Here is a 25,212-nt window from a genome sequence, read left to right on the forward strand (position 1 = left end):
GCGAAGCCAGGAGGGCAACGGTATGCCGACGGCAGTTCTCATTGATGGCGGCTATTTCATCAAACGCTTTCGCCGCATCGAGCCCCACAACGCCTACAACGCTCAACGCGCCGCCGAGGTCGCTCACCGATGGGCCATCGCCCATCTGAAGCATGCAAGTGGCGAGCGACGCGATCTCTATCGCATCTTCTTCTACGATTGCCCGCCGCTGTGCAAGAGGGTGCACAACCCGATTTCGGGGCTGTGCATCGACTACTCGCGATCCGACGAAGCACTGTTCAGATCCAGCCTGCACGAGGCGCTGAAGCAGAAGCGGAAGGTCGCCCTGCGTCTTGGCCACCTCACGGACTTCAGTTCGTGGACGACCGGATCGCGAACCTTCGACGACCTGCTCAAGGGCAAGCGGACCTTCGGCGATCTTCAAGCCGATGAGCTGCAACCGGATGTGCGACAGAAAGGCGTGGACATGCGCATCGGCATCGACATTTCCTCACTCGCCCTCAAGCGCCAGGTCCGCCAGATCATCCTGATGGCCGGCGATGCCGACTTCGTGCCCGCCGCGAAGCTCGCCCGGCGTGAAGGGGTCGATTTTGTATTGGATCCGATGTGGTCATCCAATCCCAAAGGGCTGATGGAACATATCGATGGCGTGCGCTCCACCTGTCCCAGGCCAGTGCAGCAGCAGCGGGCGCATCGTGGGCAATTGCCGGGCTCCATCCCGGGCACTGCCCGCGTTACCTGAACACCACCGTGCGGTGCCCGTTGAGCAGGATGCGGTGCTCCACATGCCGGCGTACCGCCCGCGCCAACACCTGCGATTCGGTATCGCTGCCCAGCCGTACCAGCTCGCGCGGGGTCATCGCGTGGTCCACGCGGGCCACGTCCTGTTCGATGATCGGGCCTTCGTCCAGGTCTTCGGTGACGTAGTGCGCGGTGGCGCCGATGATCTTGACCCCGCGCGCGTGCGCCTGGTGGTACGGCTGCGCGCCCTTGAAGCTGGGCAGGAAGCTGTGGTGGATGTTGATCGCCCTGCCCGCCAGCGCACGGCACAACGTGGGCGAGAGAATCTGCATGTAGCGCGCCAGCACCACCAGGTCGATGCGCTCGCGCTCGACCAGATCGATGATCTGCTGTTCCTGCGCCGCGCGCGTGTCGGCGTTCACCGGCAGGTGGTGGAACGGCACCTGGTAGGACGCTGCCAGTGCTGCGAAGTCGGCATGGTTGGAGGCCACCGCAGCGATGTCCACCTTCAACTGGCCGCTGTGGGCACGGAACAGCAGGTCGTTCAGGCAATGGCCCTGCTTGCTGACCAGCACCAGCAGGCGCGGCCGGCGGCGGCCATCATGCAGCTGCCAGTCCATGCCGAAGTCTGCGGCCAGTGCGGCCATCGCGGCGTGCACGGTGTCCAGCGGCAGGCCCGCATCGCGGTCGAAGTGCACGCGCAGGAAGAAGCGACCGCTCTCCTCATCGCCGAACTGCTGGGCGTCGAGGATGTTGCAGCCGTGGTCGAACAACAGGCCCGACACGCGGTAGACGATGCCGGTACGGTCGGGACAGGAGAGAGTGAGGATGGAATCGGGGCGCATCGCCGGAGTGTAGGGCAGCCCACTCCCGTGGTGCACGATGCTGTCAAATGCAACCATCAGTCAGAGGCAAGGCGCAGAGCGCGCATGATTGGAGAAACTTCCTCCCCCGCACCTCGCCAACCGGTTCCAGTTTCAATGATCCGACCCTCGCGAACAAGGTGAAAGACCGGAGTCTGCTGACGGTCAAAAGCCGCCCACCTCTTGTCCATGTACATCACGCTCATCGGCAGCTCAGGATGAAGTCCATTCCATTCGGCGATGCTATCGCCGGCCCAGTGCGGGCCATTGGGCACTACCAACACCAGCTTAGCGCGGAGCCCCTGATAGGCAGGTTGGGCGACAATGTTCTGCAGGGCTCTTCGTGAGTGGCCACAACGCGGATGAACGATGGCAACAACCTGGTCTCCGCTCAGCCGTATCGAATCACGAACGAGGGAACCGTCAGCCTGGACAGCGTACACGGGCAGGCCGGGCGGGAAGCGGCCCGGAAAAACCCGCGGAAACGCCGGGACATTGCTGAGCCACTGGCGACGCAACCGTTCTGCTTGGGCAAAATCTCCCCTTGCCACATGTAGTCCTATCAGCCTGCGATGATGCTCAGCGCCGGCGGTGCCGCGCTCGACCAACAGGCCGTACTGTGCCAACGCATTGCGCAGTGGTTCGGCATCCGGTACGTAGTTGGCGAACAGCGCTGCAGCCTTGAACTGGTCCTCGATGACGCGGTCCTTGTTTCTGCAGCCGACCGCACGTGATGCCCTTCGACCCGCAACGTAGATGTGCGACAGCGCCTCGATGCGATCACGTGCAGATGCATTCAGCGTTGTCGCCTCCGCCTTCAACAGCTGTGTGTAGGTATCGGCCTTACATATGGATACAGGGCTGATACTGGACGCAGCTCCTAGAACAAGCATCCATTCGAGGAGCAGCATGCGCGCTCAACAACCCGACATGCAGACGAACTCTGTGGACTCTCTGCACGTGGCACGGGCGACACATCGATATCCCATGTGATCCTCCACGAGCTCACCGGATTGGACATACGAGCGGTGGATATCGAGATCAACCTCATTCTCGACACGCAACCCTGGCATCAGCCGGAGTGTGCGTTCGGCACCGAACAGCGACAGCAGCCGATGGGCTTGACTGTAGCTCAGCTCGCTGGCGATGGCTTCTGTCGAGTAGCCAACCAGGCCGTTCTCGTTGAATGACAGCGAGGTCAGGAACTGCTCCAGCCCGTCCACGGACAGGAGCGTCAGCGGCGAATCCACGGGGATCACGGCGAGGTAGCTGTCCAGGCGCGCTGCGCTGGATATCTGCGCGTTCTTCTGCGCGACGAGCACCTGCTCACGTACTGATTCCCGCACACCATCGCCCGTCTGGGCGGCAGCGGCAGCGGCAGCGGAGTAGGCAAGCACCAGTGCAAACAAAGAGACGCGCGTGCAGTTCTGCATGATGAACTCCTGTATGCGGCGAACGTGCCGTGGTCAGCGTAGTGCGGGGCGTTGCGGCAGGATTGTGCGTCCGGTCTCGCAACGCCTGCATTGCAACAATTCCTATGCCACCGGCCGCCGGGGTTCGCGGGCAAAGCGGCGCTTGGGACAGACCCAAGCGATACTTGGCCTTCCGCATGGCAAGCTGGTCGGTCATGAACCTGTTGCAGCTCATCCGCAGCTTCACCCGCACCGCAGAGACCGGCAGCATTGCCGCTGCGGCGCGCACCCTTGGCATCAGCGCCACCGCCGTGGGCCAGAACATCAACCGGCTGGAAGCCCACCTGGGCGTCCGCCTGCTGAACCGCAGCACGCGTCAGCTGGCGCTGAGCGAAGCCGGCACGGTGTACCTGGCGCAGGTGCGGCATATCGAAGCCGACCTGGCGCGCGCGCAGGCGATGGTGACCGCCGGCGACGTGGAGCCGGCCGGGCCCCTGCGCATCGCCAGCAGCAGCGCGTTCGGCCGGCACGTGCTGGCACCGCTGCTGCCCTCATTGCAGCAGCGGTACCCGCAGCTGCAGCTGGAGCTGCGCCTGACCGATCGCGCCGTGCAGCACGGTGCCGAGGCGGTGGATGCCAGCATCCGCATCGGCGCGCAGCTGGAGGACGGGCTGGTGGCACGTCCACTGGCGCGCATCCCGTTCGTGTTCTGCGCCTCGCCGGCGTACCTGCAGGCGCACGGCACGCCGCTGCAACCGGCGCAGCTGGCCGCCCATCGCGGCCTGCTGCATCGCTTTCCCACCGATGGCCGGCCACTGCGCTGGGGCCTGCTGAAGGACGGCGAGCGGGTGGATGCAGCGCTGCCGCCGAGCATGGTCTGCGATGACATCGACGCGCTGGCCGAGCTGGCCGCCGCCGGTGCCGGCATCACCCGGCTGGCGGCGTTCGTGGCCGAGCCCTACCTGCGCGATGGTCGCCTGCAGTGCGTGTTCGGTTGCGGCACCGACTGGCAGCCGGAACCGATGGACGTCTACTTCTGCGTGAGCGACCGCCGCGATTTCACCGCCAAGATCCGCGCGCTGTTCGAGCACCTGCAGGCCGGCCTGCCGCCGGCCTGGCAGGTGTAGTGCTCAGCGCGGGCTGAACACTCCGCGTGCGTCGCGCGGTTCGCAGCGCAGGTACTGCGGTGCCGGCACCACGCTGTCGCCCAGTGCAGCAGCGGCATGCCACGGCCAGCGCGGGTCGTACAGGATGCCGCGGGCCAGTGCGATGGCATCGGCCTGGTTGTGGCGCAGGATTGATTCGGCCTGCTCCGGCTCGGTGATCATGCCCACCGCGATCACCGGCATGCGCACCTTCTTGGCCTTGATCGCCGCCGCGAACGGCACCTGGTAGCCTGGGCCGACACTGATCTTCTGGCGCTCGTGCAGGCCGCCGCTGGACACATGCAGGAAATTGCAGCCGCGCGCGTCCAGCACCTGTGCCAGCGCCTCGCTCTGCACGATGTCCCAACCTCCCTCGACCCAGTCGCTGGCGGAGATGCGCACGCCTACGGCGACCTTGTCCGACACTGCGGCACGCACCGCGTCGAACACTTCCACCAGCATCCGCAGGCGGTTCGGCAGCGAGCCGCCGTAGCCATCGGTGCGGCGGTTGCTCAGCGGCGACAGGAACTGATGCAGCAGATAACCGTGCGCGGCGTGGATCTCGATCAGCTCGAAGCCCAGGCGCTCGGCGCGCACCGCACTGGCGGCGAAAGCGGCAACGACTTCGGCGATACCGGCCTCGTCCAGTTCCTGCGGTGCCGGATCGGCGGCATGGAACGGCAGCGGCGAGGGGGCCACGGTCGTCCAGCCGCGGGCATCATCGGCCGGCAGCTGGCCACCGCCGTCCCAGGGACGATTCACCGAAGCCTTGCGGCCCGCATGGCCCAGCTGCACGCCCAGCGGCATCGGCGACCAGCGGCGCACGCTGGCCAGCACCTGCGCCAGGGCCGCTTCGGTGCCGTCGTCCCACAGGCCCAGATCGGCCCAGCTGATGCGGCCGCGCGCTTCGACCGCGGTGGCCTCCAGGATCAACAGGCCCGCGCCGGACTGCGCCAGGTTGCCCAGATGCATGGCATGCCAGTCGCTGGCGCGGCCGTCTTCGGCGGAGTACTGGCACATCGGCGCGACGACGATGCGGTTGGACAGGGTCAGGGGGCCGAAGGAGATCGGCGAAAACAGCTGGCTCACGGCAGTGGGGGGTGTACCAAAGGGGGTGCGTATTGCACCGCTGTGCGGCCGATAGATCAACCGTGTGGGTGGATCGCTGTTTCGTGGGGGCGCGTTGTGGGTAGCGCCGGGCCACGCCCGGCGAGCGCACAGCGCGGCAGCCCGTTTCCGCCGGGCATGGCCCGGCGCTACCCGATGACGAACCCAGCCAGCGCCTCGGCGCAGTCGCGCTCGTCCTTGAACTGCAGCAGGTCGTCGGCACGGGTGCGGCCACGGTTCAGCGCGGCCACCGGCAGACCCGCCTTGGCCGCGGCCTGCACGAAGCGGAAGCCGGAATAGACCATCAGCGAGGAACCCACCACCAGTACTGCATCCGCCTGCTGCAGGTGCTCATGCACCGCAGCCACACGTTCACGCGGCACGTTTTCGCCGAAGAACACTACGTCCGGCTTCAGCAGGCCACCGCAGTGCGGGCAGTCGGGCACCGCAAATGCGGAGAAGTCGGTTTCCAGATCGGCGTCGCCGTCCGGCGCGATACCGGCCTGCAGCAATTCCCAGCCGGGGTTGGCCTGCAGCAGCCGCTGCTGGAACGCCTCACGCTCGCTGCGGCGTTCGCAGCCCATGCAGCGCACCAGGTCCAGGCGGCCATGCAGGTCGATCACGTTCTGGCTGCCCGCGCGCTGGTGCAGGCCATCCACGTTCTGGGTCAGCAGCACCTGCAGCTTGCCGCTGTCCTCCAGTGCGGCCAGCGCCTGGTGGGTGCCGTTGGGCCGGGCCTGGCCGAAGCGCGGCCAGCCCAGCAGGCTGCGCGCCCAGTAGCGCTGGCGGGTGGCGGCCTCGCCCATGAAGGCCTGGTAGGTCACCGGCGGCGTGCGCTTCCACTGGCCATCGGCATCGCGGTAATCGGGGATGCCCGAGGCGGTGCTGCAGCCGGCGCCGGTCAGCACGAACAGGCGCTGGGCGCGGTCGATGAAGTCGGTGAGCGGCGGGGTCATGGCAGCCAGATGGGGGCGCACCGGCGCCCCCGCAAGCATCGGCTCAGGCCGCCGGCGCGCCGGGCAGCTGCGGCACGGTCACCGGGTGGCCATCGTCGCCCAGGGCGATCATCACGAAGTGGCCACGGGTGCACAGCTTGCGCTCGCCGCTGTGCAGGTCCTCGGCGATCAGCTCCACCTCGACCTTCATCGAGCTGCGGCCGACCTCGACGATGCGGCCGATCGTTTCCACCATCTGGCCGATGCGGATCGGCAGCTTGAAATCGACCTGGTCGCTGCGCGCGGTCACCACGGTGCGGCGCGAATAGCGGGCGGCGGCGAGGAAGGCGGCCTTGTCCATCCATGCCAGGGCCTGGCCACCGAACAGGGTGCCCATGTGGTTGGTGTGGTTGGGAAAGACGATTTCGGCCATGCGCACTTCGGTCGGCGGCACGGTCTCGGGGATGGGGGTCATGGGGGCGGTTCGGGTGTGGGGTGAGACGGATTTTAAGGCAGGTGGTGTGCAGGCGGCGCTACACTTCGGCCCCCCCCACTGCGTGAACCCACCATGCCCGCCACGTCCGACCTGCTGGCCTTCGCCCTTGTCTCGCTGGCCATGGTGCTGACGCCCGGGCCGAACATGATCTACGTGATCTCGCGCTCGATCTGCCAGGGCCGCATGGCCGGGCTGATCTCGCTGGGCGGGGTGGCGCTGGGCTTCGTGTTCTACATGCTGTGCGCGGCGCTGGGCATCACCGCGCTGCTGATGACCGTGCCGTTCGCCTACGATGCGCTGCGCATCGGCGGCGCGCTGTACCTGCTGTACCTGGCGTGGCAGGCGCTGAAGCCCGGCGGCCGCTCGCCGTTTGCGGTGCGTGACCTGCCGGTGGACGGCCCACGCAAGCTGTTCGCGATGGGTTTCCTGACCAACGTGCTGAACCCCAAGGTCGCGGTGATGTACCTGTCCCTGCTGCCGCAGTTCCTGCACCCGGACAGCGAGGGCAGCGTGCTGATGCAGTCGCTGGTGCTGGGCTCCACCCAGCTGCTGGTCAGCGTGAGCGTGAACGCGGTGATCGCGATAATGGCCGGCAGCATCGCCGGGTTCCTGTCTGCGCGCCCCACCTGGCAGGCGGTGCAACGGTGGTTCATGGGCACGGTGCTGGCCGGGTTGGCCGTGCGCATGGCGGTGGATGGGCGGCGGTGATGACCCTGCACAGCGTCGCCTTTTTCACCTTACGCCCCTGCAGCCTTGGCGGAAGGGAACAGCGGGCATCGCCTACCCCACCTTCACACCTTGTGGGGACATGACAGGCTTCTCCATGAAGTCTGCACTGCCCCCTCCACTATGAAGACCCTGTCCCCACGAGCCAGGCTTTCTGTCGGGTTGTTGAGCACAACATGGTCAACCCGCGAAAGCCCCTGCTCCTTCGCCAGTACCAACAGGCTCGCGGTCATCCGCTGGCTCGACTCGTCCCACGGCTTCCCATGCTCGGCGTCCAGGCGTTCCACACCAGCCCTAATCTGCATGTAGAGAGAACGGTCCGCATCACCAAGTTCAGCTGTTGAAGAAGAAACTCGATGCAGCGACGGCGAGTCGTCGATGGAAGTGCCAACTCTCTCCGCAACGCAATGACAGGGGGTCAGCGCTGCCTGATCGATACGTAGGTCAGCGTCACGTTGTCAGAGGCGAGCCCGAGCACGACCGTGGCACTGTTCACCTGCACGGACCAGTAAGGGCGGGAATCAGGCGCATCGGGGTGAGGTGGATACAGGGTGGAGTCCTCCCAGATGATTTCCTTGAGCACAATGCTCGGTGGCACGACCTCAAAGATCAGGTTCGCATGCGCAGGATCGTCGGCAGGACTTCTCAGCGTGATGTTCCGGACCTCAAGGTCACCCAACCTTCCGCGTTCTGCGATCCGCTCGTCCCTCAAGCCCTGTCGAGTCGGCTCTCCCAGGTGCGTGTGAAGCTGTTCATTCAATGCATCGACATCATCAAAACGCACGCTGGTCAAACGCTCGATGTCGCTATTGAATCGCTCAATACCAGTTTCACTCCCTGATTTGACGGACTGTCTTTGATTCAAATGATGCGAGAGGGCTGGTGGTGCGCCGCTCGAGCACGCTGACAGTACCAACGCTGCAATAGTGATTGTGAGGCAGCGATACCCTGCTACCCAGGCGCGGCGCCGAAGTCCACCTTTTGATGAAGAGGCGCATTTCTCGACCCATGCATCCATGAAGTACTTCTCGCGGGAGTTCCACTTTCGCGAATCTAGCACGACGTCGGAGTCAAGCAGGTCACTGGCCGTGGGCACTCAGTCGCCGATGTGGCAAGTCGGCTCGGTAAATCGATCCACAGTCTTCAAGGCTGGCGATAATGGCATGTGAATCCATCATCCACGCGCCCGGTGGCAACGGCTCGGGCTTCGGCATGCGTCCATGAAAAAACTTCCGCGCTGCGCGCTCGCCGGGCGTGGCCCGGCGCTACCGTAAAAACGAAAAACCCCGGCGTTGGCCGGGGTTTTCGCGACAGGCCTGATTGGATCGATCAGAAGTTCATGTCGAAGGCGACTTCGCCCTTCACGCCCACCTGGTAGGCCGAGGCGCGGCGTTCGAAGAAGTTGGTCAGTTCCTGCACGTCCTGCAGTTCCATGAAGCTCAGCGGGTTGCGCACGTTGTACTTGCGCTCCATGCCCAGGCGATGGAAATGGTTGTCGGCGCAGTGCTGCAGGTACTGGCGCATGTCACGGGTGGAAATGCCAGCCACGCCACCGGACAGCACGTCCTCGGCGAACTGCACTTCGCACTCGATGGCCTCGGCCAGCATGTCATAGACATCCTGCTTCATCTTGTCGTCGAACAGGTCCGGCTCTTCCTCGCGGATCACGTCCACGCACTCGAAGGCGAACTCCATGTGCGCGCTTTCGTCGCGGAACACCCAGTTGGTGCCCGAAGCCAGGCCGTTGAGCAGGCCGCGCGAACGGAAGTAGTACACGTAGGCGAAGGCGGCGAAGAAGAACAGGCCTTCGATGCACGCCGCGAAGCAGATCTGGTTGAGCAGGAACTGGCGACGCTCTTCGCGGGTCTCGATGCGCTTCAGGTCCTGGATCGAATCGATCCACTTGAAGCAGAAATCGGCCTTCTTCTTGATCGAGTCGATGTTCTCCACCGCGGCGAAGGCTTTGACGCGCTCGTCAGGATCCGGCAGGTAGTTGTCCAGCAGGGTCAGGTAGAACTGCACGTGCAGCGCTTCTTCATACAGCTGGCGCGACAGGTACATGCGCGCTTCGGGTGCGTTCAAGTGCTGGTACAGGTTCAGCACCAGGTTGTTGGACACGATCGAATCGCCGGTGGCGAAGAAGGCGACCAGGCGGTGGATCAGGTGGCGCTCGCCCGGCGACATCTTGCTGTGCAGGTCGCTGATGTCGATCTGGAAGTTGATCTCTTCCACCGTCCAGGTGTTCTTGATCGCATTCCGGTACATGTCATAGAACTGCGGGTAGCGCATCGGGCGCAGGGTCAGTTCAAAACCGGGATCGAGCAGCATCTGCTTGGGCTTGTCGGCCATGGGTGTTTCCTTGTCTTCTCGGGTCAAAACGCCGGGCATGGCCCGGCGCTACCTTGGTATTTCCGTAGTCGGGCAGCAGTGCCGACCAACGGTCGGCACCCACCGCGCGTTAATCCACCGCGCGGTGTTACTGGCAGGCTTCGCAGGCTTCCGGGTTCTCCAGCGAGCAGGCGATGGCCTCCTCAGGGCTGAACACCTTTTCCGGCGCAACGCTGGCCGTGTGGCTGACGGTGGTCTTGGCGATCTTGGTGGCCGGACGCGAACGCAGGTAGTAGGTGGTCTTGATGCCCTGCTTCCAGGCGTACATGTACATGGAGGACATCGCGCCGATGCTCGGGCTTTCCATGAACAGGTTGAGCGAGGCGGACTGGTCGATGAAGGCACCACGATCGGCGGCCATGTCGATCAGCGAACGCATCGGCAGTTCCCATGCGGTGCGGTAGACGTGGCGCAGCGTTTCCGGAATCTGGGTGATGGCCTGGATCGAACCGTCAGCCAGCTTGATCGCATCGCGCATTTCCGGGGTCCAGTGGCCCAGCTTCTTCAGCTCGTTCACCAGGTAACGGTTCACCTGCAGGAAGTCACCGGACAGGGTCTCGCGCTTGAACAGGTTGGACACCTGCGGTTCCACGCACTCGTAGCAGCCGGCGATGGAGGCGATGGTGGCGGTCGGGGCGATCGCGATCATCAGCGAGTTGCGCAGGCCGTGTTCCTTGATGCGTTCACGCAGGGCATCCCAGCGCGCGGCATCTTCCGGCACCACGTTCCAGGCATCGAACTGCAGCTCGCCGCTGGCCGCACGGGTGTCGGCGAAGGACGGGTGCTTGCCGCGTTCCTGGGCCAGTTCGACCGAGGTTTCCAGCGCGTGGAAGTAGATGGTCTCGGCAATCTTCTTCGACAGCGCGCGGGCTTCGGCGCTATCGAACGGCAGGCGCTTGCGGAAGAACACGTCCTGCAGGCCCATGCAGCCCAGGCCGACCGGGCGCCAGCGCAGGTTGCCGCGGCGCGCCGATTCGATCGGGTAGAAGTTCAGGTCGATCACGCGGTCCAGCTGGCGCACGGCCAGGCGCACGGTGTCGGCCAGCTTGTCGAAATCGAACTCGCCGTTGCCGTCGAAGTGGTTGCCCAGGTTGATCGAACCCAGGTTGCACACCGCGGTTTCTTCAGCCGAGGTGACTTCCAGGATCTCGGTGCACAGGTTGGACAGGTGGATCACGTTGCCGGCGCGCAGGGTCTGGTTGCTGGCGCGGTTGCACTTGTCCTTGAAGGTCATCCAGCCGTTGCCGGTCTCGGCCAGGGTGCGCATCATCCGCGAGTACAGCTTGCGCGCGGAGATGGTGCGGTTGGCCTTGCCCTGCGCTTCGGCCTGCAGGTAGGCGGCCTCGAAGGCTTCGCCGAACAGGTCGGTGAACTCGGGCACCACGCGCGGATCGAACAGCGACCATTCCTGGTCCGACTCGACACGCTTCATGAACAGGTCCGGGATCCAGTTGGCCAGGTTCAGGTTGTGCGCACGGCGCGATTCGTCGCCGGTGTTGTCACGCAGCTCAAGGAAGTCCTCGATGTCGGCGTGCCAGGTTTCCAGGTACACACAGGCCGCGCCCTTGCGCTTGCCACCCTGGTTCACCGCAGCCACCGACGAATCCATGGTCTTCAGCCACGGCACGATGCCGTTGGAATGGCCGTTGGTCGACTTGATGAGCGAGCCACGCGAACGCACGCGGGTGTAGCTGACGCCGATGCCGCCGGAGAACTTCGACAGCTGGGCGATGTCGCCGTACTTGGAGTAGATCGATTCCAGCGAATCCTGCGGCGAGTCCAGCAGGAAGCACGAGGACAGCTGCTCGTGGGTGGTGCCGGAGTTGAACAGGGTCGGGCTGGACGGCAGGTAGTCCAGGTTGCCCATGCGCTTGTACAGCGCCAGGGTTTCCGGCACATCCTCGCTCAGCGCGCTGGCGATGCGCAGGAAGAACTGCTGCGGGGTCTCGATCACCTTGCGGGTGTGCGGGTGGCGCAGCAGGTAGCGGTCGTACAGGGTACGCAGGCCGAAGTAATCGAAGTTCAGGTCCAGCGAGATGTCGATGGCATCGTTGAGCTTGCGTGCGTTGGTCTGCACGAAGTTCAGCAGGCGGTCGTTGATCAGGCCCACTTCGTGGCCACGACCCACCGACTGCGAGAACGCGTGGATTTCCTGGTTGGACACTTCCTTGGCGATGAAGTTGGCCAGCAGGCGCGCGGCCAGGCGGCCGTATTCGGGTTCCTCGCCGATCAGCAGCGCCGCGGTGCGGATGGACAGTTCGTCCAGCTCCTGGGTGGTGGCGCCGTTGTACAGGCCGGAAATGGTGCGGGTGGCCACACGCATCGGATCGACGGCGTGCAGGCCCTCGGAGGAACGCTGCACCGCGCGGACGATCTTGTTCAGATCCACCAGCTCGGTCGTGCCATTGCGCTTGGTCACACTCATCGCGTTGGACGTCGGCGGCGACGTCAACAGGAATTCGCTTTCCTTCTCGATGGTGGCGCTGGTCTCGGTGGTCACGGCGTGTGTCCTCTTGGCGTGATGGATGGTGGCTCGGAGCATCGGGTGACGCGGCCCGGGACATGACAGCCCAGGGTGGCAGACCGGTGTCGCAGGAATTGAGACCCTGCGCCTGTGGCTGCCGCTGGCAGTGCTGACCGGTGCCGCTGCGGGCATGGAGGGCGTATCACCGGAGTGTCCGGCGATCCATTCCATGGACCCGGCGGCTTGGGGTCCCCACAACCGACAGCCACAAGATAGTGGGGGTAGTTGGGTCCGTCAACGCCAAATGTAGTGAAATTCGGCAATCCCTTGCGCCGCAAGGATCGTGCCATCGGCGCCCGGTTTGGACGCTTTGGACCTGCTGGAACGGGCTGCGCAGTCAAGCCCAAAACACGTCATCGCGGTGGCAATCAGCGCCCCACCAGCGGAACGATGACAGCTTCACATGACAGGACCACGCAGGCGAGGGACAAATCTGTGGATAGGTGGTGGGCAGACAGTGGGCAGCCGGTGGACGGGGCAGCATCAGGTAGTGCCGGCCGCTGGCCGGCAGCCCATGACCTGCGGAAGCATCAGGCGGATGCCGGCCAGCGGCGACATCCGCCCCGGTTTTCACGCCCGGTGCGGGGTACCCAGGTACTCGGCGCTCTGCATTTCGATCAGGCGCGAGGCCGTACGCTCGAACGCACCCTGCAGCCGGGTACCGGTGTACAGCTCGACCGGCGAGGTGCTGGCGGTGCAGACCAGGTTGACGTGGCGGTCGTACAGTTCGTCGATCAGATTGACGAAGCGGCGCGCGGCATCCTCGTTCAGGCGATCGAAGGCCGGAATGCCCCCCAGCAGCACGGTGTTGAACTCGTGCGCGATCTCGATGTAGTCCGACGGCCCGCGCGGGCCTTCGCACAGGGCGGCGAAGTCGAACCAGGCAATGCTCTTGCCACGCGCACGCACCGGAATCTTGCGGCTCTCGATCTCGATGTTGCCCGCCTTGGCCGGTTGGCCGCCGCTCAGTTCGCCCCAGCGCGTGGCCAGCCAGGTGTCACTGTCGGCGGCCAGCGGCGCGCGGTACACCGGCGAGCGGGTCAGCGCGCGCATGCGGTAATCCTCGGTGCCCTCGGCGTACAGCTCCACGCAGTAGCGCTGCAGCAGGCCGATGGCCGGCATGAAGCTCTCGCGCTGCAGGCCGTTGAGGTACAGGTTTTCCACCGCCGTGTTGGAGGTGGTGACCAGGGTCACGCCCTCGGCGAACATCCGCTCCAGCAGGCGCGCCAGCAGCATGGCATCGCCGATGTCGGTGACGAAGAATTCGTCCAGCACCAGCACGCGCAGGTTGCTGCGCCATTCCTGGGCGATCTTCGCCAGCGGATCGCTCTGGCCCTGGTGCTCGCGCAGGCGCTCATGCACGCTGCGCATGAACCGATGGAAGTGGGTGCGGTACTTCTGCTTGATCGGCAGGCCGTCGTAGAACAGGTCGACCAGGAAGGTCTTGCCGCGGCCGACGCCGCCCCAGAAGTACAGGCCCTTGACCGGCTCGGGTTTCTTCCAGAACGAGGACAGGCGGTCCAGCCAGCCGTCCTCGGCGCTGTCCACCAGGGCCAGATGGATCCGGTCCAGCTCGGCCAGGGCCGCATGCTGGGCCGGGTCGTTCTGCCAATCGCCGCGTTCCACCCCGGCCGCGTAGCGCTGCGTCGGGGTCAGTTCCGCCTCGCTCATGCCGCCGTGCCCAGCCAATGCTTGACGCCGTGGGTGAGCGCGCCGCGCAGGTCGATCAGCTTGCGGTGGAAGAAGTGGCTGGTTTCGGGCATGCGCACCAGTTCATGCGGGGCATCGAGGGTGTCCAGCCACTGGTACACGGCCTGCGGGTCGACGATTTCATCCTGCTCGCCCTGGATCACCAGCCAGCGGGCCGGCGGCGCGATGCCATCGAATTCCCAACGGCCCGCCGGCGGCGCGATCGAGATCAGCGCTTCGGGCTGCAGCTCGGCGGCAGCCTTCAGCGAAACGAATGCGCCGAAGCTGAAACCGGCCAGCCACAGGCGGTCGTCCGGGCGCTGCTGGCGGACCCAGGCGGTGACGGCCTTGAGGTCCTCCTGCTCGCCCACGCCATGGTCGAATTCACCGGCAGAGCCGCCGACGCTGCGGAAGTTGAAGCGCACCGTGGCAATGCCCAGCTCGCGCAGGGTGGTGGCGGTCATGGTGACCACCTTGTTGTGCAGGGTGCCGCCTTCGGTGGACAGCGGATGGCAGACGATGGCCACGATCGGCTGCACCGGCACATCGGCCTTGGGCAGGTCGACGAGCACTTCCAGCGGGCCAACCGGGCCCTCCAGTGCAATGCAGGCGGTTTCGCCGGGGGCGACGGGGAACGAGGGCGTGTGCATGGCACCATGATAGCGTCCCCCGCCGCTGCCCTGTGCCCGCCCCATGCTCTACCTGTCCCTGGCCGTGATCTGCAGTGTGCTGGTTTCGGTGTTGTTGAAGCTGGCTGGCCGTCGCCAGCTGGACGTTGCGCAGATGGTGACCTGGAACTATCTGGTCGCCGCGACGATGACGGCGGTGGTGCTGCAGCCGCCACTGGACGCACTGCGCGGACCGCATGCGCCGTGGCTGTCATTGCTGGCGCTGGCGGTGGTGCTGCCCTCGATCTTCCTGGTGCTGGGCCGCGCGGTGGCGGTGGCCGGCATCGTCCGCAGTGATGTGGCGCAGCGGTTGTCGCTGCTGCTGTCGCTGGCGGCGGCGTTCCTGTTCTTTGGCCAGAGCGCCAGTACGTGGAAGCTGGTGGGGCTGGGCCTGGGCCTGCTGGCGATGGTGGCCATCAGCCTGCGTCCGCGCGGCCCGGCAGTGGCCGCTTCCGCCGGCGGCTGGGGCTGGCTGCTGGGCGTATGGGCCGGCTTCGCGGTGGTGGATGTGCTGCTCAAGCAGGTGGCGCTGTCGGGCACGCCGTCGATGGCGGCGGTGCTGGCCAGTTTCAGCGTGGCCTTCGTGCTGATGCTGGCGCTGCAGTTGTGGCGGCATTTCAGTGGGCGCAGCCGCCTGGCCTGGCGCAACCTGGGTGCGGGTGCACTGCTGGGCCTGCTCAACGGCGGCAACATTCTTTTCTATGTGCATGCGCACCAGTCGATGCCGGACAGCCCGGCCACCGTGTTCGCCGGCATGAACATCGGCGTGGTGGTGCTGGGTGCGCTGGTTGGCGTATTCGCCTTCGGCGAGGCGACTACGCGCTGGAACCGGGCCGGACTGGCGCTGGCGGTACTGGCGATCGGGTTGATCGCCTGGGGTAAGTGATGCCCGGGGTCAGAGCCCATTCCTGCGGGATGGGCTCTGACCCCGGCGAGGGCTTACTTGTCGAAGCCCAGCAGCAGCGGGTCGTGGTCGGAGCTGCGCCACGGGCCCTGCACGTTGCGGCCCTGGTAACCGCTGGCGTCCTGCTCGTCGGCATTGCTGTGCCACTCGGCGGCGCCGGCGAGGCGCTTGGCCATGGTCGGGCTGAGCAGCGCATGATCGAGGCGGCCGGTGTAGCCGTTGTAGACGTAGCTGTAGGGCTGTTCGACCTTGGCCACCTTGAAGGCATCCTGCCAGCCGAGGTCGTGCAGGGTGCGGATCGGATCTTCCATGGCGTAGGCGTTGAAATCGCCCATCAGCACCACGTCCTTCACCTTCAGGCGCGCGGCTTCGGCCTGCACCCAGGTGTTGAGCTGCCTGGCCGATTCCACGCGGGTGGCGTTCCAGCAGCCCTGCCCGTCATTGCGGTCGGCGTCGGCGCCACTGGCATCACGGCAGCCCTTGGACTTGAAGTGGTTGGCGACCACCATGAACGGTGCGCCCTTGCCCTGGAAGGCCTGTGCCAGCGGCGCACGGCTGTGTTCGACGAAGGGGCCGTCGAGCTTGGTCAGCGGCGTGCCGAGCGGCTTGAATTCGCTCTTGCGGTAGATGATGCCGACGCGGATCGGATTGCTGCCGGGGCCTTGGCCGGCATCGACGAACGCCCACTGTTTGTCTGCGGCGAGGCCGGCGTTGAGCGCATCCACCAGTTCGGCGATGGCCGACTGCGGGCCGTAACCGTCGTTCTCCAGTTCCATCAGCGCGGCGATGTCGGCGCCCAGCGCGTTGACGGTGGCGACCAGCTTGCCGACCTGCGCCTTGTGCTCGTCCAGCGTGCGCGCGCCGCGCAGGGTCGGGAACCCACCGCCCTTGCCGTCACCATTGAAGAAATTCTCCAGGTTGAACGCAGCGATGTGCAGGCGGCCGGGTACGCTCGGCACGGCCGGGCGCTGCAGGTCCGGCAGCTTCAGTACACCATCCACCTGCAGGCTGGGCCGGCCCTGCGCGTCCACGCGCACGGTGCCTTCCACGTTGCGCAGCTGCATGCCGGTACGCAGCACCGGGTTGCCCGGCAGGTAGGCGACGCTGGCCGGATCACGCACATCGCTGCCATCGTCCAGCAGCAGGCGGCGGCGCTGGTTGTCGGCCATCACCTGTTCGATCCCGGCACTGCCGGGCGCGGCCACTTCGGTCGGCTGCCACAGGCGGCCATCGAAGGCGACGGTGAGCTGGCCGAAGCGTTCCAGGCCATCGGTGCCGGCCAGGGTGAGCGGCGCGGCGATGCGCACGTGCTGTCCATCCAGTGCACGCCAGTCGGCCGGCGCGGCGGCCAGGGTGACGGTGGCTGGGCTGCGTGGCGCAGGCGCCGAGGTCGGCGCAACCTGTGGCTGGGCCTGGGCGAAAGCGGATGCCGGCATCAGCAGGGACAGGGCAAGGGCGAGGGAACGGCGACGCATCGACAGACGACTCCACGGAAGAGGCGCACAGACTAACCCCGAAATGCGAAACCCCGCCTGCGCAGCGGGGTTCCGGCCTCGGTGGGCAAAGCCGGGTAGTGCCGGCCGCTGGCCGGCAACCTCATGACCTTCATGCGATGCGTGGCTGCCGGCCAGCGGCCGGCACTACCAGCGGACGCGGCGGCGTCCGCTATTTCAGATTGCCCAGCATCCAGTCCACGGTGGCGTGGATCTGCTCCTCGGTGAGCGCCGGGTTGCCGCCCTTGGGCGGCATGATGCCGCCGTCGGGGCCGGTGTAGCCCTCGATGGCGTGCTTGTAGAGGGTGTCCTTGCCCTGCGCCAGGCGCTTGTCCCAGTGCGAGTGGTCCAGCGTCGGCGCCATGCCCACGCCGGTGGTATGGCAGGCGGTGCACAGGTTGTCGAAGATCACCTTGCCGTCCTTGGTACCGCCGTAGGCCACCTGCGAGGCGGCCTTGGCCAGCGCTGCGGCCTTGGCCGCGGCCTGCGCGGCGGCGCCGGTGCTGCCGGCGTATACCGCGCCAGTGGGCGAGATGCGCTGTTCAGTGCGTTTGGCGGCGGTGGGCGACACCTCGGGCGGAATCCGGGTGTGGATGAACGCGGCCAGCAGGATCAGACCGAGGGTGATGGCCATCAACAGCGCGATCACCATGGAGAAGCGTTTCAGGAACTCCAGATCGTAATTCCGCACTCTTCGTTACCCCTGGCTGATAGTCGTTGGACCACGGCTGAGCGACTGCGTGATGGGCCGAGTATAGAACGCACTCCGCGCACGACAACAGGCATCACGGCTGGTGCGGCGCAGCATGCGGCCGTTGCCGCGTGCGAGTGGCGCCGGACCGCGCCCGGCGAGCGCGAAGCGCGGTAGAAGCCGCCCGGCACGCGCAACGGCGGCATCACCCTGCGCCAACAGCCCGCAGGCAGAAACTGCAGATGGCCTCGACCAGTGCGTCCTCGTCGCGGTGCGCTTCGCGGCTGGGTGCGGTCGGGCCCACCATCGCTTCGGTGAAGGCACCCACCAGGCAGGCGGCGGCAGCGTGCGCGTCCTGTGCCGGCAGTTCACCGGCCGCCACGCCCTCTTCCACCAGGCGCAGGAACACGTCACCGAAGGCACGGCGGCCGCGCATGCGCTCGGCTTCCACGTCCGGGTCCACCGGTTCGACGATGAAGGCATGGGCCAGGCCCGGGCCGGCCAGGGCCCGGCGCACGAAGGCGGTGATGGCCTGGCGCAGGCGCACGCTGGCCGGCTGCGGCGCACTGGCGATGCGCTCCATGATCGCCACCTCATGGGCCACGGCAGCGTTGAGCACTTCCACGAACAGCTCGGCCTTGGACGGGAAGTGGCGGTAGATCAGGCCGGTGGAGACCCCGGCCTGGGTGGCCACGGCGGTTACCGGCGCGTTGCGCCAGCCGCCGGTGGCGACCAGTTCGCGGGTGGCCAGCAGGATCCGTTCACGGGCCCCGGCCAGGCGTTCTTCCATCAATGCTGAGCGTTTGTAGGCCATGTTCTGAGTCTGGTTTCAATTTTTGAATTTGTATTCACTTCTTGCCCGAACCCCGCTACGCTGGGGTCCAATCGCCCGCGCGGGCCGCTGCTGTGAACGGCCGCCCGCTTCCCCTTCCGGGTGCGTCCATTCCCCACCTTCCCTCGTGGAGCCATCGCAATGCACGTGCCATCCCTGAACTTCGACCTCGGCGAAGATATCGACCTGCTGCGCCAGAGCGTGGCCCATTTTGCCGCTGCCGAGATCGCGCCGCTCGCGGCCGAGGCCGATGCAACCAACCAGTTCCCGTTGGCACTATGGCCCAAGTTGGGCGAACAGGGCCTGCTGGGCCTGACCGTGGAAGAAGAATACGGCGGCACCGGCATGGGCTACCTGGCCCACGTGGTGGCGATGGAAGAAATCTCCCGCGCCTCCGGCGGCATCGCCCTGTCCTACGGCGCGCACTCGAACCTGTGCGTGAACCAGCTGCGCAAGAACGGCACCGAAGCGCAGAAGCAGCGCTTCCTGCCGGACCTGTGCAGCGGCGCCAAGGTCGGCGCGCTGGCGATGAGCGAACCGGGTGCAGGTTCGGACGTGGTGTCGATGAAGCTGCGCGCGGACAAGCGCGGCGACCGCTACGTGCTCAACGGCAACAAGATGTGGATCACCAACGGCCCCGACGCCGACGTGCTGGTGGTGTACGCCAAGACCGATGTCGAAGCCGGCGCCAAGGGCATCACCGCGTTCCTGGTCGAGAAGGGCATGAAGGGTTTCTCCACCGCGCAGAAGCTGGACAAGCTGGGCATGCGCTCCTCGCCCACCTGCGAACTGGTGTTCCAGGACTGCGAGATTCCCGAAGAAAACGTGCTGGGCGCGGTCGGCGGCGGCGTGCGCGTGCTGATGTCCGGCCTGGACTACGAGCGCGTGGTGCTGTCCGGCGGCCCGCTGGGCCTGATGGCTGCAGCCATGGACGTGGTGATGCCGTACGTGCACGAACGCCACCAGTTCGGTGAGCCGATCGGCAGCTTCCAGCTGATCCAGGCCAAGATCGCCGACATGTACGTGGGCCTGGGTGCCTGCCGCGCCTATGTGTATGCCGTGGCGCGCGCCTGCGACCAGGGCCGTACCACCCGCCAGGATGCGGCCGGCGCGATCCTGTACGCCGCCGAGAAGGCCACGTGGCTGACCGGCCAGGCGATCCAGATCCTCGGCGGCAACGGCTACATCAATGAATACCCGACCGGCCGCTTGTGGCGCGACGCCAAGCTGTATGAAATCGGCGCCGGCACCTCGGAGATCCGCCGCATGCTGATCGGCCGCGAACTGTTCCAGCGCACCCTGTAAGGCACCCCATGAGCATCCTAGGCAGCCAGCTGCAACCGGGCAGCGAAACATTTGAAAGCAACCGCGCGGCGATGCAGGCCGTAGTCGACGACCTGCACGCCACCCTCGCCCGCACCGCCTTGGGTGGAAGCGAGGCGGCGCGGGCCAAGCACACCGCACGCGGCAAGCTGCTGGTGCGTGACCGCATCGATGCGCTGCTCGACCCGGGCAGCGCGTTCCTGGAGATCGCACCGCTGGCCGCGCACGGCATGTACGACGATGCCGTGCCCGCCGCCGGCGTGGTCGCAGGCATCGGCCGGGTGAGCGGCGTGGAGTGCGTGATCGTGGCCAACGATGCCACGGTCAAGGGCGGCACCTATTACCCGGTGACAGTGAAGAAACACCTGCGCGCGCAGGAGATCGCCGAGCAGAACCACCTGCCGTGCATCTACCTGGTCGATTCCGGTGGCGCCTTCCTGCCGCTGCAGGACGAGGTGTTCCCGGACCGCGACCATTTCGGCCGCATCTTCTACAACCAGGCCAATCTCTCCGCGCAGGGCATCCCGCAGATCGCCTGCGTGATGGGCAGCTGCACCGCCGGTGGTGCCTACGTGCCGGCGATGAGCGACGAGACGGTGATCGTGCGCGAGCAGGGCACCATCTTCCTCGGCGGCCCGCCGCTGGTGAAGGCGGCCACCGGTGAAGTGGTGACGGCCGAAGAACTGGGCGGTGCCGACGTGCACACGCGCATTTCCGGTGTGGCCGACCACATGGCCGACAACGACCTGCAGGCGTTGGCACGGGTGCGCGCGATCATCGCCCAGCTCAACTGGCGCAAGCCCGAAGCGGCGATGGCGCTGCAGCCGGTGGAAGAACCGCTGCTGCCGGCGCACGAACTGTACGGGGTGATCCCGGCCGATACGCGCAAGCCCTACGACGTGCGCGAAGTGATCGCGCGACTGGTCGACGGCTCGCGCTTTGACGAGTTCAAGCCGCGCTATGGCGCAACGCTGGTCACCGGCTTCGCCCATCTGCACGGCTATCCGATCGGCATCATCGCCAACAACGGCATCCTGTTCTCCGAGTCCGCGCTGAAGGGCGCGCATTTCATCGAGCTGTGCACCCAGCGCAACATTCCGCTGGTGTTCCTGCAGAACATCACCGGCTTCATGGTCGGCCGCAAATACGAACAGGGTGGCATCGCCAAGGACGGGGCCAAGCTGGTGATGGCGGTGGCCTGCGCCAAGGTACCCAAGTTCACCGTGGTGATCGGTGGTTCGTTCGGTGCCGGAAACTACGGCATGTGCGGCCGTGCGTACTCGCCCAATTTCCTGTGGATGTGGCCGAACGCACGCATCGGCGTGATGGGCGGCGAACAGGCCGCCAGCGTGCTGGCCACGGTCAAGCGTGATGGCATCGAAGCCAAGGGCGGGCAGTGGCCGGGCGAGGAAGAGGATGCGTTCAAGGCACCGATCCGCGACCAGTTCGAGCAGCAGGGCCACCCGTACTACGCCAGTGCGCGCCTGTGGGACGACGGCGTGATCGATCCGGTCGATACCCGCCGGGTACTGGCCCTGGCCCTGTCGGCCAGCCTCAACGCTCCCCCGCAGCAGACGCGCTTCGGCGTGTTCCGCATGTGACCTGTGCCATGACCGAGTCTGTTGCCATGTTCAGCAAAGTCCTGATCGCCAACCGCGGCGAGATCGCCTGCCGCGTCATCGCCACCTGCCGCCGCCTCGGCATCGCCACCGTGGCGGTGTATTCCGATGCCGACCGCAATGCGCGCCACGTGCGGCTGGCCGACGAAGCCATCCACATCGGCCCGGCGGCCGCGCGCGAGAGCTACCTGCGCAGCGATGCCATCCTCGACGCCGCACGCCGCAGCGGCGCGCAGGCCATCCATCCCGGCTACGGCTTCCTGTCCGAGAACGCCGACTTCGCCGACGCCTGCGTGGCGGCCGGCATCGCCTTCATCGGTCCGCCCGCCAGTGCGATCCGCGCGATGGGCGACAAGAGTGCAGCCAAGGCACTGATGGCCAAGGCCGGCGTGCCGTTGACGCCGGGCTACCACGGCGACCAGCAGGCGCCGGAGTTCCTGCGCGCCCAGGCCGACGGCATCGGCTATCCGGTGCTGATCAAGGCCAGCGCCGGCGGCGGCGGCAAAGGCATGCGCAAGGTCGAGCGCAGCGAGGACTTCGTCGATGCGCTGGCCAGCTGCCAGCGCGAGGCGGCCTCGGCGTTCGGCAACGACCACGTGCTGGTCGAGAAGTATGTCGAGCGCCCGCGCCATATCGAAATCCAGGTATTCGGCGGTGGCCAGGGCGAGGCGGTGTATCTGTTCGAGCGCGACTGCTCGGTGCAGCGACGCCACCAGAAGGTGCTGGAAGAAGCGCCGGCCCCGGGCATGAGCGCCGACCGCCGCGCCGCGATGGGCAAGGCCGCCGTCGATGCCGCGCGCGCTGTGGGCTACGTCGGTGCCGGCACGGTGGAGTTCATCGCCGGCCCGGACGGCGATTTCTACTTCATGGAAATGAACACCCGGCTGCAGGTCGAACACCCGGTCACCGAGTTCATCACCGGCACCGACCTGGTGGAGTGGCAGCTGCGCGTGGCCGCTGGCCAGCCGCTGCCCAAGCGCCAGGACGAACTGGCCATCCACGGCCACGCTCTCGAAGCACGCCTGTATGCCGAAGATGCCGACCGCGGCTTCCTGCCCTCCACCGGCACCCTGCGCCGCCTGCGCCTGCCGACCCCGTCGGCCAACGTGCGGGTGGACACTGGTGTGGAAGAAGGCGACAGCATCACCCCGTACTACGACCCGATGATCGCCAAGCTGATCGTCTGGGACGTGGACCGCGACGCCGCGCTGCGGCGCATGAGCCAGGCCCTGGCCGACTGCCAGGTGGTGGGCGTAACCACCAATGCCGGTTTCCTGCGGCGCCTGGTGCAGACCGACTCGTTCGCCAACGCCAAGCTGGATACCGCGCTGATCGAGCGCGAGCAGGCCGCACTGGCGGTCACCGGTGACGGTGAGCAGGCGCTGTGGGAACTGGCAGCGATCGCCGCGGTGGCAAGCACACCTGCCGCTGCCGCCGATGCACGCGACCCGCATTCACCGTGGCAGGCACAGGATGGCTGGCGGCTGGGCGTGCCTGCCGCGCGCTCGGTGCCGCTGCAGCAGGGAGAGCGGGCACACACGCTGAAGGTGTGGACCACTGCCGATGGCTGGCGCGTGCAGTGCGGTGACGCAGCGCCGAAACAGGTGGTCGGCCATGCCGATGGCCAGACCCTGTCGGTACAGATGGACGAGCGTCGTTGGCGGCTGCAGCTGCAGCGCGACGGCGATCAGCTGTACCTGTTCGCCAGCGATGGCCAGCACCGCTTCACCCTGCACGACCCGGTGGGCGAATCCGAGCAGGCCAGCGCCGATGCCGGCAGCCTGCTGGCACCGATGCCCGGCAGGATCGTCGCAACACTGGTGGCGGCGGGCACGCAGGTCAAGCGCGGCACGCCGCTGGTGGTGCTGGAAGCGATGAAGATGGAGCACACCCTGCAGGCACCGGCCGATGGCACGGTGAAGGGCTACCGGGCCAAGGCCGGCGACCAGGTGGGCGACGGCGCGGTGCTGGTGGATTTCGAAGCAGCGTGATGGAGGGTCGGCCGGGCGTTGCCCGGCCTACCTGCTGCCACGAGGTCAAGGTTGCGGAGCCGGATTCCCGCGCCAGACCTGCTGCAGCGGGTCGAATTCACTGGTGACCTGGGCGTCCGCGCGCCACCCCAGGCCGCATATCATCACCGGGCTGGCATCGATGCCATCCAGCCCCAGCGCCTTCTCCACGTCGATCTCGTTGATCGCCGCGGTCACATAAGCGGCCAGTCCAAGCTCGGTGGCTGACAGCATCCATTGTTGCGACAGGTGCCCCGCATCAAGCAGTACCGCCCGGTAGGCCTTTGGATGGTGGCGGTATTTCCAGAAGCTGCGTGGGAAGCGTGCCACCTGGATGAGGTGCAGCGGGGCGTCGGCGAACCAGTCCTGCCCGGAAACAAAACCCAGCATCAAGGTGCGCAGGTCGTCGGTGGCAACGGCGACCGGTCGCAACGCGTGTTCCATCGGGTGGTAGTGATAGACGCCCGGCGCAAGACCGTCGACAGCCAGGGCGACCACATAGGTTTCCAACGGATGCAGACCGCCGCCGGAAGGAATGTGCTTCTTCAGGAACTCCATGCCATCCCCCGGCCGCAATGCGGCGTGTGCCTGCACGGTCCGCTTGAGTACCTGCGCCAACAGCGGCAGCGCCAACGCGCGCTGCGCGTCGAAGTTTCGGCAGGTTGCACGCTTTCGCAGCAGCTCGTCGCGCGCATCGTCAGGCGTATCGGGCAACATCAAGGGGTCGGTACCGGGCGCATCCACTGCGGCGGGCGGTGCACCGAACCTGGCATGCAGATCCTGCGCCGTGACCAGCTTGTGCTCGCGCATCTCACGCGCGCTGTTGATGCCGCCCCAGCGTCCCATCCGGTGCTGCAACGCCGACAGCGGCCACCAGTTGGCGTCGCGCACGCGCTGGTCGCGGTCACGATGCGAAGCCTCACCTGGCTCCTGGCTGATCACCAGACCGATCTCCAGCAGGCGTGCCAGCGCGGCGCCTTCGAGGCCGACCTGTGCAGGCTCCACCCAGCGATCCGGCTCGATGCGGCCCAGCACATCGATTTCCTCGATGCTCACCCCCACGGGTGCGTCCAGATGGGCGGCAAGGGCCTGCCAATGCATGCGCGTTACCAGTCCCGCCTGGCCCTGCAGCAGCAGGGAGAGGTCCAGCGAGACCTCGCTGCGGGGTTCGAACATCACGATAGCGCAACGTCGGATCTGCATCTTTCATCATCCACCAGTGGAAACCGTAGTATGCGGGTTGCCCGCAACGGCCGCGGTACTGTGGAGGCGCTTCTGTGCAATGCACACATCGCCCTAAATGCCGAGCGGTGGTGGCCGATACCGTAAGTTCTACTCTGGATGATCGACATGGCTACCGACCCTCGCCTTTCCGCTGAAGATGCCGGCGTACTGCTGGACAACCTCATCAACGATACAGCCTTCCGCGAACGCTTCGCCGAATCGCCGGCCAAGGCCCTCTCCAGCATCGGTCTGGATGCTGCCTTGGGTGAGAAGGACTGCATGAAGATCGACTCGCTCGCCCCGGTGGAGGAGCTTCGCCGCGTTCGCGACGGCCTGCAGAAACACCTCGCCAGCTCGCTGACCGCGATGAATGTGGTGTTCTGCTTCGAAGCGGGCAAAGTCGACGATTGCATCGGCGGCTGA

General features: G+C 66.3%; 23 protein-coding genes and 1 pseudogene. 8 read left to right on the forward strand and 16 right to left on the reverse strand.

Going from position 1 to position 25,212, the window contains the following annotated elements; all coding sequences use genetic code 11:
• Positions 1–22 precede the first annotated feature (22 nt).
• Positions 23–742 (forward strand): NYN domain-containing protein, encoded by a 720-nt coding sequence (locus ABIA73_RS05470; RefSeq protein WP_354275526.1) that lies wholly within the window; start codon positions 23–25, stop codon positions 740–742.
• Here ABIA73_RS05470 and purU read toward each other — a convergent pair.
• Genes purU through ABIA73_RS05485 form a run of 3 tightly spaced genes read right to left on the reverse strand, consistent with a single transcriptional unit; the run spans position 735 to position 3,037 of the window.
• Positions 735–1,586, reverse strand: coding sequence for a formyltetrahydrofolate deformylase (gene purU, locus ABIA73_RS05475; protein ID WP_093820901.1), 852 nt, complete (start codon positions 1,584–1,586; stop codon positions 735–737). The two genes, ABIA73_RS05470 and purU, sit on opposite strands and share 8 nt — an antisense overlap.
• Positions 1,587–1,642: 56 nt before the next feature.
• Positions 1,643–2,515, reverse strand: a complete 873-nt coding sequence (locus ABIA73_RS05480) for a hypothetical protein (RefSeq protein WP_134831847.1) — start codon at positions 2,513–2,515, stop codon at positions 1,643–1,645.
• A gap of 6 nt (positions 2,516–2,521) precedes the next feature.
• Positions 2,522–3,037: a hypothetical protein gene (locus ABIA73_RS05485; protein ID WP_025875765.1), complete on the reverse strand. Its 516-nt coding sequence runs from the start codon at positions 3,035–3,037 to the stop codon at positions 2,522–2,524.
• 194 nt (positions 3,038–3,231) lie between these two features.
• Here ABIA73_RS05485 and ABIA73_RS05490 point away from each other — a divergent pair, with 194 nt between their 5' ends.
• Entirely contained in the window at positions 3,232–4,143 is a 912-nt protein-coding gene (locus tag ABIA73_RS05490) for a LysR family transcriptional regulator (RefSeq protein ID WP_025875767.1), read from the forward strand.
• A gap of 3 nt (positions 4,144–4,146) precedes the next feature.
• On the opposite strand, the gene ABIA73_RS05495 is transcribed toward ABIA73_RS05490, so the two are convergent.
• From ABIA73_RS05495 to ABIA73_RS05505, 3 genes are all read right to left on the reverse strand, one after another.
• On the reverse strand, positions 4,147–5,250 hold the full coding sequence (locus ABIA73_RS05495; protein ID WP_333623097.1) for an NADH:flavin oxidoreductase/NADH oxidase: 1,104 nt from the start codon (positions 5,248–5,250) through the stop codon (positions 4,147–4,149).
• Positions 5,251–5,417: 167 nt separating this feature from the next.
• Positions 5,418–6,224, reverse strand: a complete 807-nt coding sequence (locus tag ABIA73_RS05500; protein ID WP_025875771.1) for an NAD-dependent protein deacetylase — start codon at positions 6,222–6,224, stop codon at positions 5,418–5,420.
• Positions 6,225–6,267: 43 nt separating this feature from the next.
• A complete protein-coding gene (locus ABIA73_RS05505; RefSeq protein WP_025875773.1) occupies positions 6,268–6,678 on the reverse strand; it encodes an acyl-CoA thioesterase in 411 nt (136 codons plus the stop codon).
• Positions 6,679–6,771: 93 nt separating this feature from the next.
• Between ABIA73_RS05505 and ABIA73_RS05510 the strand changes: the two genes are divergently transcribed.
• A complete protein-coding gene (locus ABIA73_RS05510; RefSeq protein WP_032978156.1) occupies positions 6,772–7,407 on the forward strand; it encodes a LysE family translocator in 636 nt (211 codons plus the stop codon).
• Between the two features lie 125 nt (positions 7,408–7,532).
• Here the strand turns inward: ABIA73_RS05510 and ABIA73_RS05515 are convergent.
• From ABIA73_RS05515 to ABIA73_RS05540, 6 genes and pseudogenes are all read right to left on the reverse strand, one after another.
• Positions 7,533–7,754: pseudogene (locus ABIA73_RS05515) on the reverse strand (XVIPCD domain-containing protein); the annotation flags it as partial.
• Positions 7,755–7,843: 89 nt separating this feature from the next.
• Positions 7,844–8,443, reverse strand: a complete 600-nt coding sequence (locus tag ABIA73_RS05520) for a hypothetical protein (protein ID WP_154231500.1) — start codon at positions 8,441–8,443, stop codon at positions 7,844–7,846.
• A 311-nt stretch (positions 8,444–8,754) separates the two neighbouring features.
• Positions 8,755–9,774 (reverse strand): ribonucleotide-diphosphate reductase subunit beta, encoded by a 1,020-nt coding sequence (locus tag ABIA73_RS05525; protein ID WP_025875781.1) that lies wholly within the window; start codon positions 9,772–9,774, stop codon positions 8,755–8,757.
• 127 nt (positions 9,775–9,901) lie between these two features.
• Positions 9,902–12,313: a ribonucleoside-diphosphate reductase subunit alpha gene (locus ABIA73_RS05530; RefSeq protein WP_059064013.1), complete on the reverse strand. Its 2,412-nt coding sequence runs from the start codon at positions 12,311–12,313 to the stop codon at positions 9,902–9,904.
• A 594-nt stretch (positions 12,314–12,907) separates the two neighbouring features.
• Entirely contained in the window at positions 12,908–14,008 is a 1,101-nt protein-coding gene (gene zapE / locus ABIA73_RS05535) for a cell division protein ZapE (RefSeq protein ID WP_032978151.1), read from the reverse strand.
• Positions 14,005–14,676, reverse strand: a complete 672-nt coding sequence (locus tag ABIA73_RS05540) for an alpha/beta hydrolase (RefSeq protein WP_354275527.1) — start codon at positions 14,674–14,676, stop codon at positions 14,005–14,007. The genes zapE and ABIA73_RS05540 overlap by 4 nt, the downstream gene beginning before the upstream one ends.
• Before the next feature lie 43 nt (positions 14,677–14,719).
• On the opposite strand from ABIA73_RS05540, the gene ABIA73_RS05545 reads away from it, so the two are divergent.
• Entirely contained in the window at positions 14,720–15,580 is an 861-nt protein-coding gene (locus tag ABIA73_RS05545) for an EamA family transporter (RefSeq protein WP_134831843.1), read from the forward strand.
• Between the two features lie 53 nt (positions 15,581–15,633).
• On the opposite strand, the gene ABIA73_RS05550 is transcribed toward ABIA73_RS05545, so the two are convergent.
• The 3 genes from ABIA73_RS05550 to ABIA73_RS05560 all read right to left on the reverse strand — a co-directional run bounded on the left by ABIA73_RS05550 (position 15,634) and on the right by ABIA73_RS05560 (position 18,596).
• Complete coding sequence (locus ABIA73_RS05550; protein ID WP_134831842.1) at positions 15,634–17,073, reverse strand: ExeM/NucH family extracellular endonuclease; 1,440 nt, start codon at positions 17,071–17,073, stop codon at positions 15,634–15,636.
• A 190-nt stretch (positions 17,074–17,263) separates the two neighbouring features.
• Complete coding sequence (locus ABIA73_RS05555) at positions 17,264–17,782, reverse strand: c-type cytochrome (RefSeq protein ID WP_025875793.1); 519 nt, start codon at positions 17,780–17,782, stop codon at positions 17,264–17,266.
• A 205-nt stretch (positions 17,783–17,987) separates the two neighbouring features.
• Positions 17,988–18,596 carry a TetR/AcrR family transcriptional regulator gene (locus ABIA73_RS05560; protein WP_025875794.1) on the reverse strand — a complete coding sequence of 203 codons (609 nt, stop codon included), beginning with the start codon at positions 18,594–18,596 and terminating at the stop codon, positions 17,988–17,990.
• A 159-nt stretch (positions 18,597–18,755) separates the two neighbouring features.
• Between ABIA73_RS05560 and ABIA73_RS05565 the strand changes: the two genes are divergently transcribed.
• The 3 genes from ABIA73_RS05565 to ABIA73_RS05575 are packed head-to-tail and all read left to right on the forward strand — an operon-like array spanning position 18,756 to position 23,547.
• Positions 18,756–19,919, forward strand: coding sequence for an isovaleryl-CoA dehydrogenase (locus ABIA73_RS05565; protein WP_025875795.1), 1,164 nt, complete (start codon positions 18,756–18,758; stop codon positions 19,917–19,919).
• 8 nt (positions 19,920–19,927) lie between these two features.
• Positions 19,928–21,538 (forward strand): carboxyl transferase domain-containing protein, encoded by a 1,611-nt coding sequence (locus ABIA73_RS05570; RefSeq protein WP_032978141.1) that lies wholly within the window; start codon positions 19,928–19,930, stop codon positions 21,536–21,538.
• A gap of 26 nt (positions 21,539–21,564) precedes the next feature.
• On the forward strand, positions 21,565–23,547 hold the full coding sequence (locus ABIA73_RS05575) for an acetyl-CoA carboxylase biotin carboxylase subunit (protein ID WP_025875799.1): 1,983 nt from the start codon (positions 21,565–21,567) through the stop codon (positions 23,545–23,547).
• A gap of 45 nt (positions 23,548–23,592) precedes the next feature.
• On the opposite strand, the gene ABIA73_RS05580 is transcribed toward ABIA73_RS05575, so the two are convergent.
• Positions 23,593–24,768, reverse strand: a complete 1,176-nt coding sequence (locus ABIA73_RS05580) for a putative peptide maturation dehydrogenase (protein WP_354275528.1) — start codon at positions 24,766–24,768, stop codon at positions 23,593–23,595.
• A 147-nt stretch (positions 24,769–24,915) separates the two neighbouring features.
• Here ABIA73_RS05580 and ABIA73_RS05585 point away from each other — a divergent pair, with 147 nt between their 5' ends.
• Positions 24,916–25,212 carry an NHLP-related RiPP peptide gene (locus ABIA73_RS05585; RefSeq protein ID WP_025875803.1) on the forward strand — a complete coding sequence of 99 codons (297 nt, stop codon included), beginning with the start codon at positions 24,916–24,918 and terminating at the stop codon, positions 25,210–25,212.

The organism is Stenotrophomonas sp. 2694 (genome assembly GCF_040548715.1).
Lineage (GTDB): Bacteria > Pseudomonadota > Gammaproteobacteria > Xanthomonadales > Xanthomonadaceae > Stenotrophomonas > Stenotrophomonas indicatrix.

Bases quoted from the DNA above. Each gene is read 5' to 3' on its own strand.
- ABIA73_RS05470 (WP_354275526.1), top strand. From the start codon at position 23: ATGCCGACGGCAGTTCTCATTGATGGCGGCTATTTCATCAAACGCTTT.
- purU (WP_093820901.1), bottom strand. From the start codon at position 1,586: ATGCGCCCCGATTCCATCCTCACTCTCTCCTGTCCCGACCGTACCGGC.
- ABIA73_RS05480 (WP_134831847.1), bottom strand. From the start codon at position 2,515: ATGCTGCTCCTCGAATGGATGCTTGTTCTAGGAGCTGCGTCCAGTATC.
- ABIA73_RS05485 (WP_025875765.1), bottom strand. From the start codon at position 3,037: ATGCAGAACTGCACGCGCGTCTCTTTGTTTGCACTGGTGCTTGCCTAC.
- ABIA73_RS05490 (WP_025875767.1), top strand. From the start codon at position 3,232: ATGAACCTGTTGCAGCTCATCCGCAGCTTCACCCGCACCGCAGAGACC.
- ABIA73_RS05500 (WP_025875771.1), bottom strand. From the start codon at position 6,224: ATGACCCCGCCGCTCACCGACTTCATCGACCGCGCCCAGCGCCTGTTC.
- ABIA73_RS05505 (WP_025875773.1), bottom strand. From the start codon at position 6,678: ATGACCCCCATCCCCGAGACCGTGCCGCCGACCGAAGTGCGCATGGCC.
- ABIA73_RS05510 (WP_032978156.1), top strand. From the start codon at position 6,772: ATGCCCGCCACGTCCGACCTGCTGGCCTTCGCCCTTGTCTCGCTGGCC.
- ABIA73_RS05520 (WP_154231500.1), bottom strand. From the start codon at position 8,443: ATGGATGCATGGGTCGAGAAATGCGCCTCTTCATCAAAAGGTGGACTT.
- ABIA73_RS05525 (WP_025875781.1), bottom strand. From the start codon at position 9,774: ATGGCCGACAAGCCCAAGCAGATGCTGCTCGATCCCGGTTTTGAACTG.
- zapE (WP_032978151.1), bottom strand. From the start codon at position 14,008: ATGAGCGAGGCGGAACTGACCCCGACGCAGCGCTACGCGGCCGGGGTG.
- ABIA73_RS05540 (WP_354275527.1), bottom strand. From the start codon at position 14,676: ATGCACACGCCCTCGTTCCCCGTCGCCCCCGGCGAAACCGCCTGCATT.
- ABIA73_RS05545 (WP_134831843.1), top strand. From the start codon at position 14,720: ATGCTCTACCTGTCCCTGGCCGTGATCTGCAGTGTGCTGGTTTCGGTG.
- ABIA73_RS05550 (WP_134831842.1), bottom strand. From the start codon at position 17,073: ATGCGTCGCCGTTCCCTCGCCCTTGCCCTGTCCCTGCTGATGCCGGCA.
- ABIA73_RS05560 (WP_025875794.1), bottom strand. From the start codon at position 18,596: ATGGCCTACAAACGCTCAGCATTGATGGAAGAACGCCTGGCCGGGGCC.
- ABIA73_RS05565 (WP_025875795.1), top strand. From the start codon at position 18,756: ATGCACGTGCCATCCCTGAACTTCGACCTCGGCGAAGATATCGACCTG.
- ABIA73_RS05570 (WP_032978141.1), top strand. From the start codon at position 19,928: ATGAGCATCCTAGGCAGCCAGCTGCAACCGGGCAGCGAAACATTTGAA.
- ABIA73_RS05575 (WP_025875799.1), top strand. From the start codon at position 21,565: ATGTTCAGCAAAGTCCTGATCGCCAACCGCGGCGAGATCGCCTGCCGC.
- ABIA73_RS05580 (WP_354275528.1), bottom strand. From the start codon at position 24,768: ATGCAGATCCGACGTTGCGCTATCGTGATGTTCGAACCCCGCAGCGAG.
- ABIA73_RS05585 (WP_025875803.1), top strand. From the start codon at position 24,916: ATGGCTACCGACCCTCGCCTTTCCGCTGAAGATGCCGGCGTACTGCTG.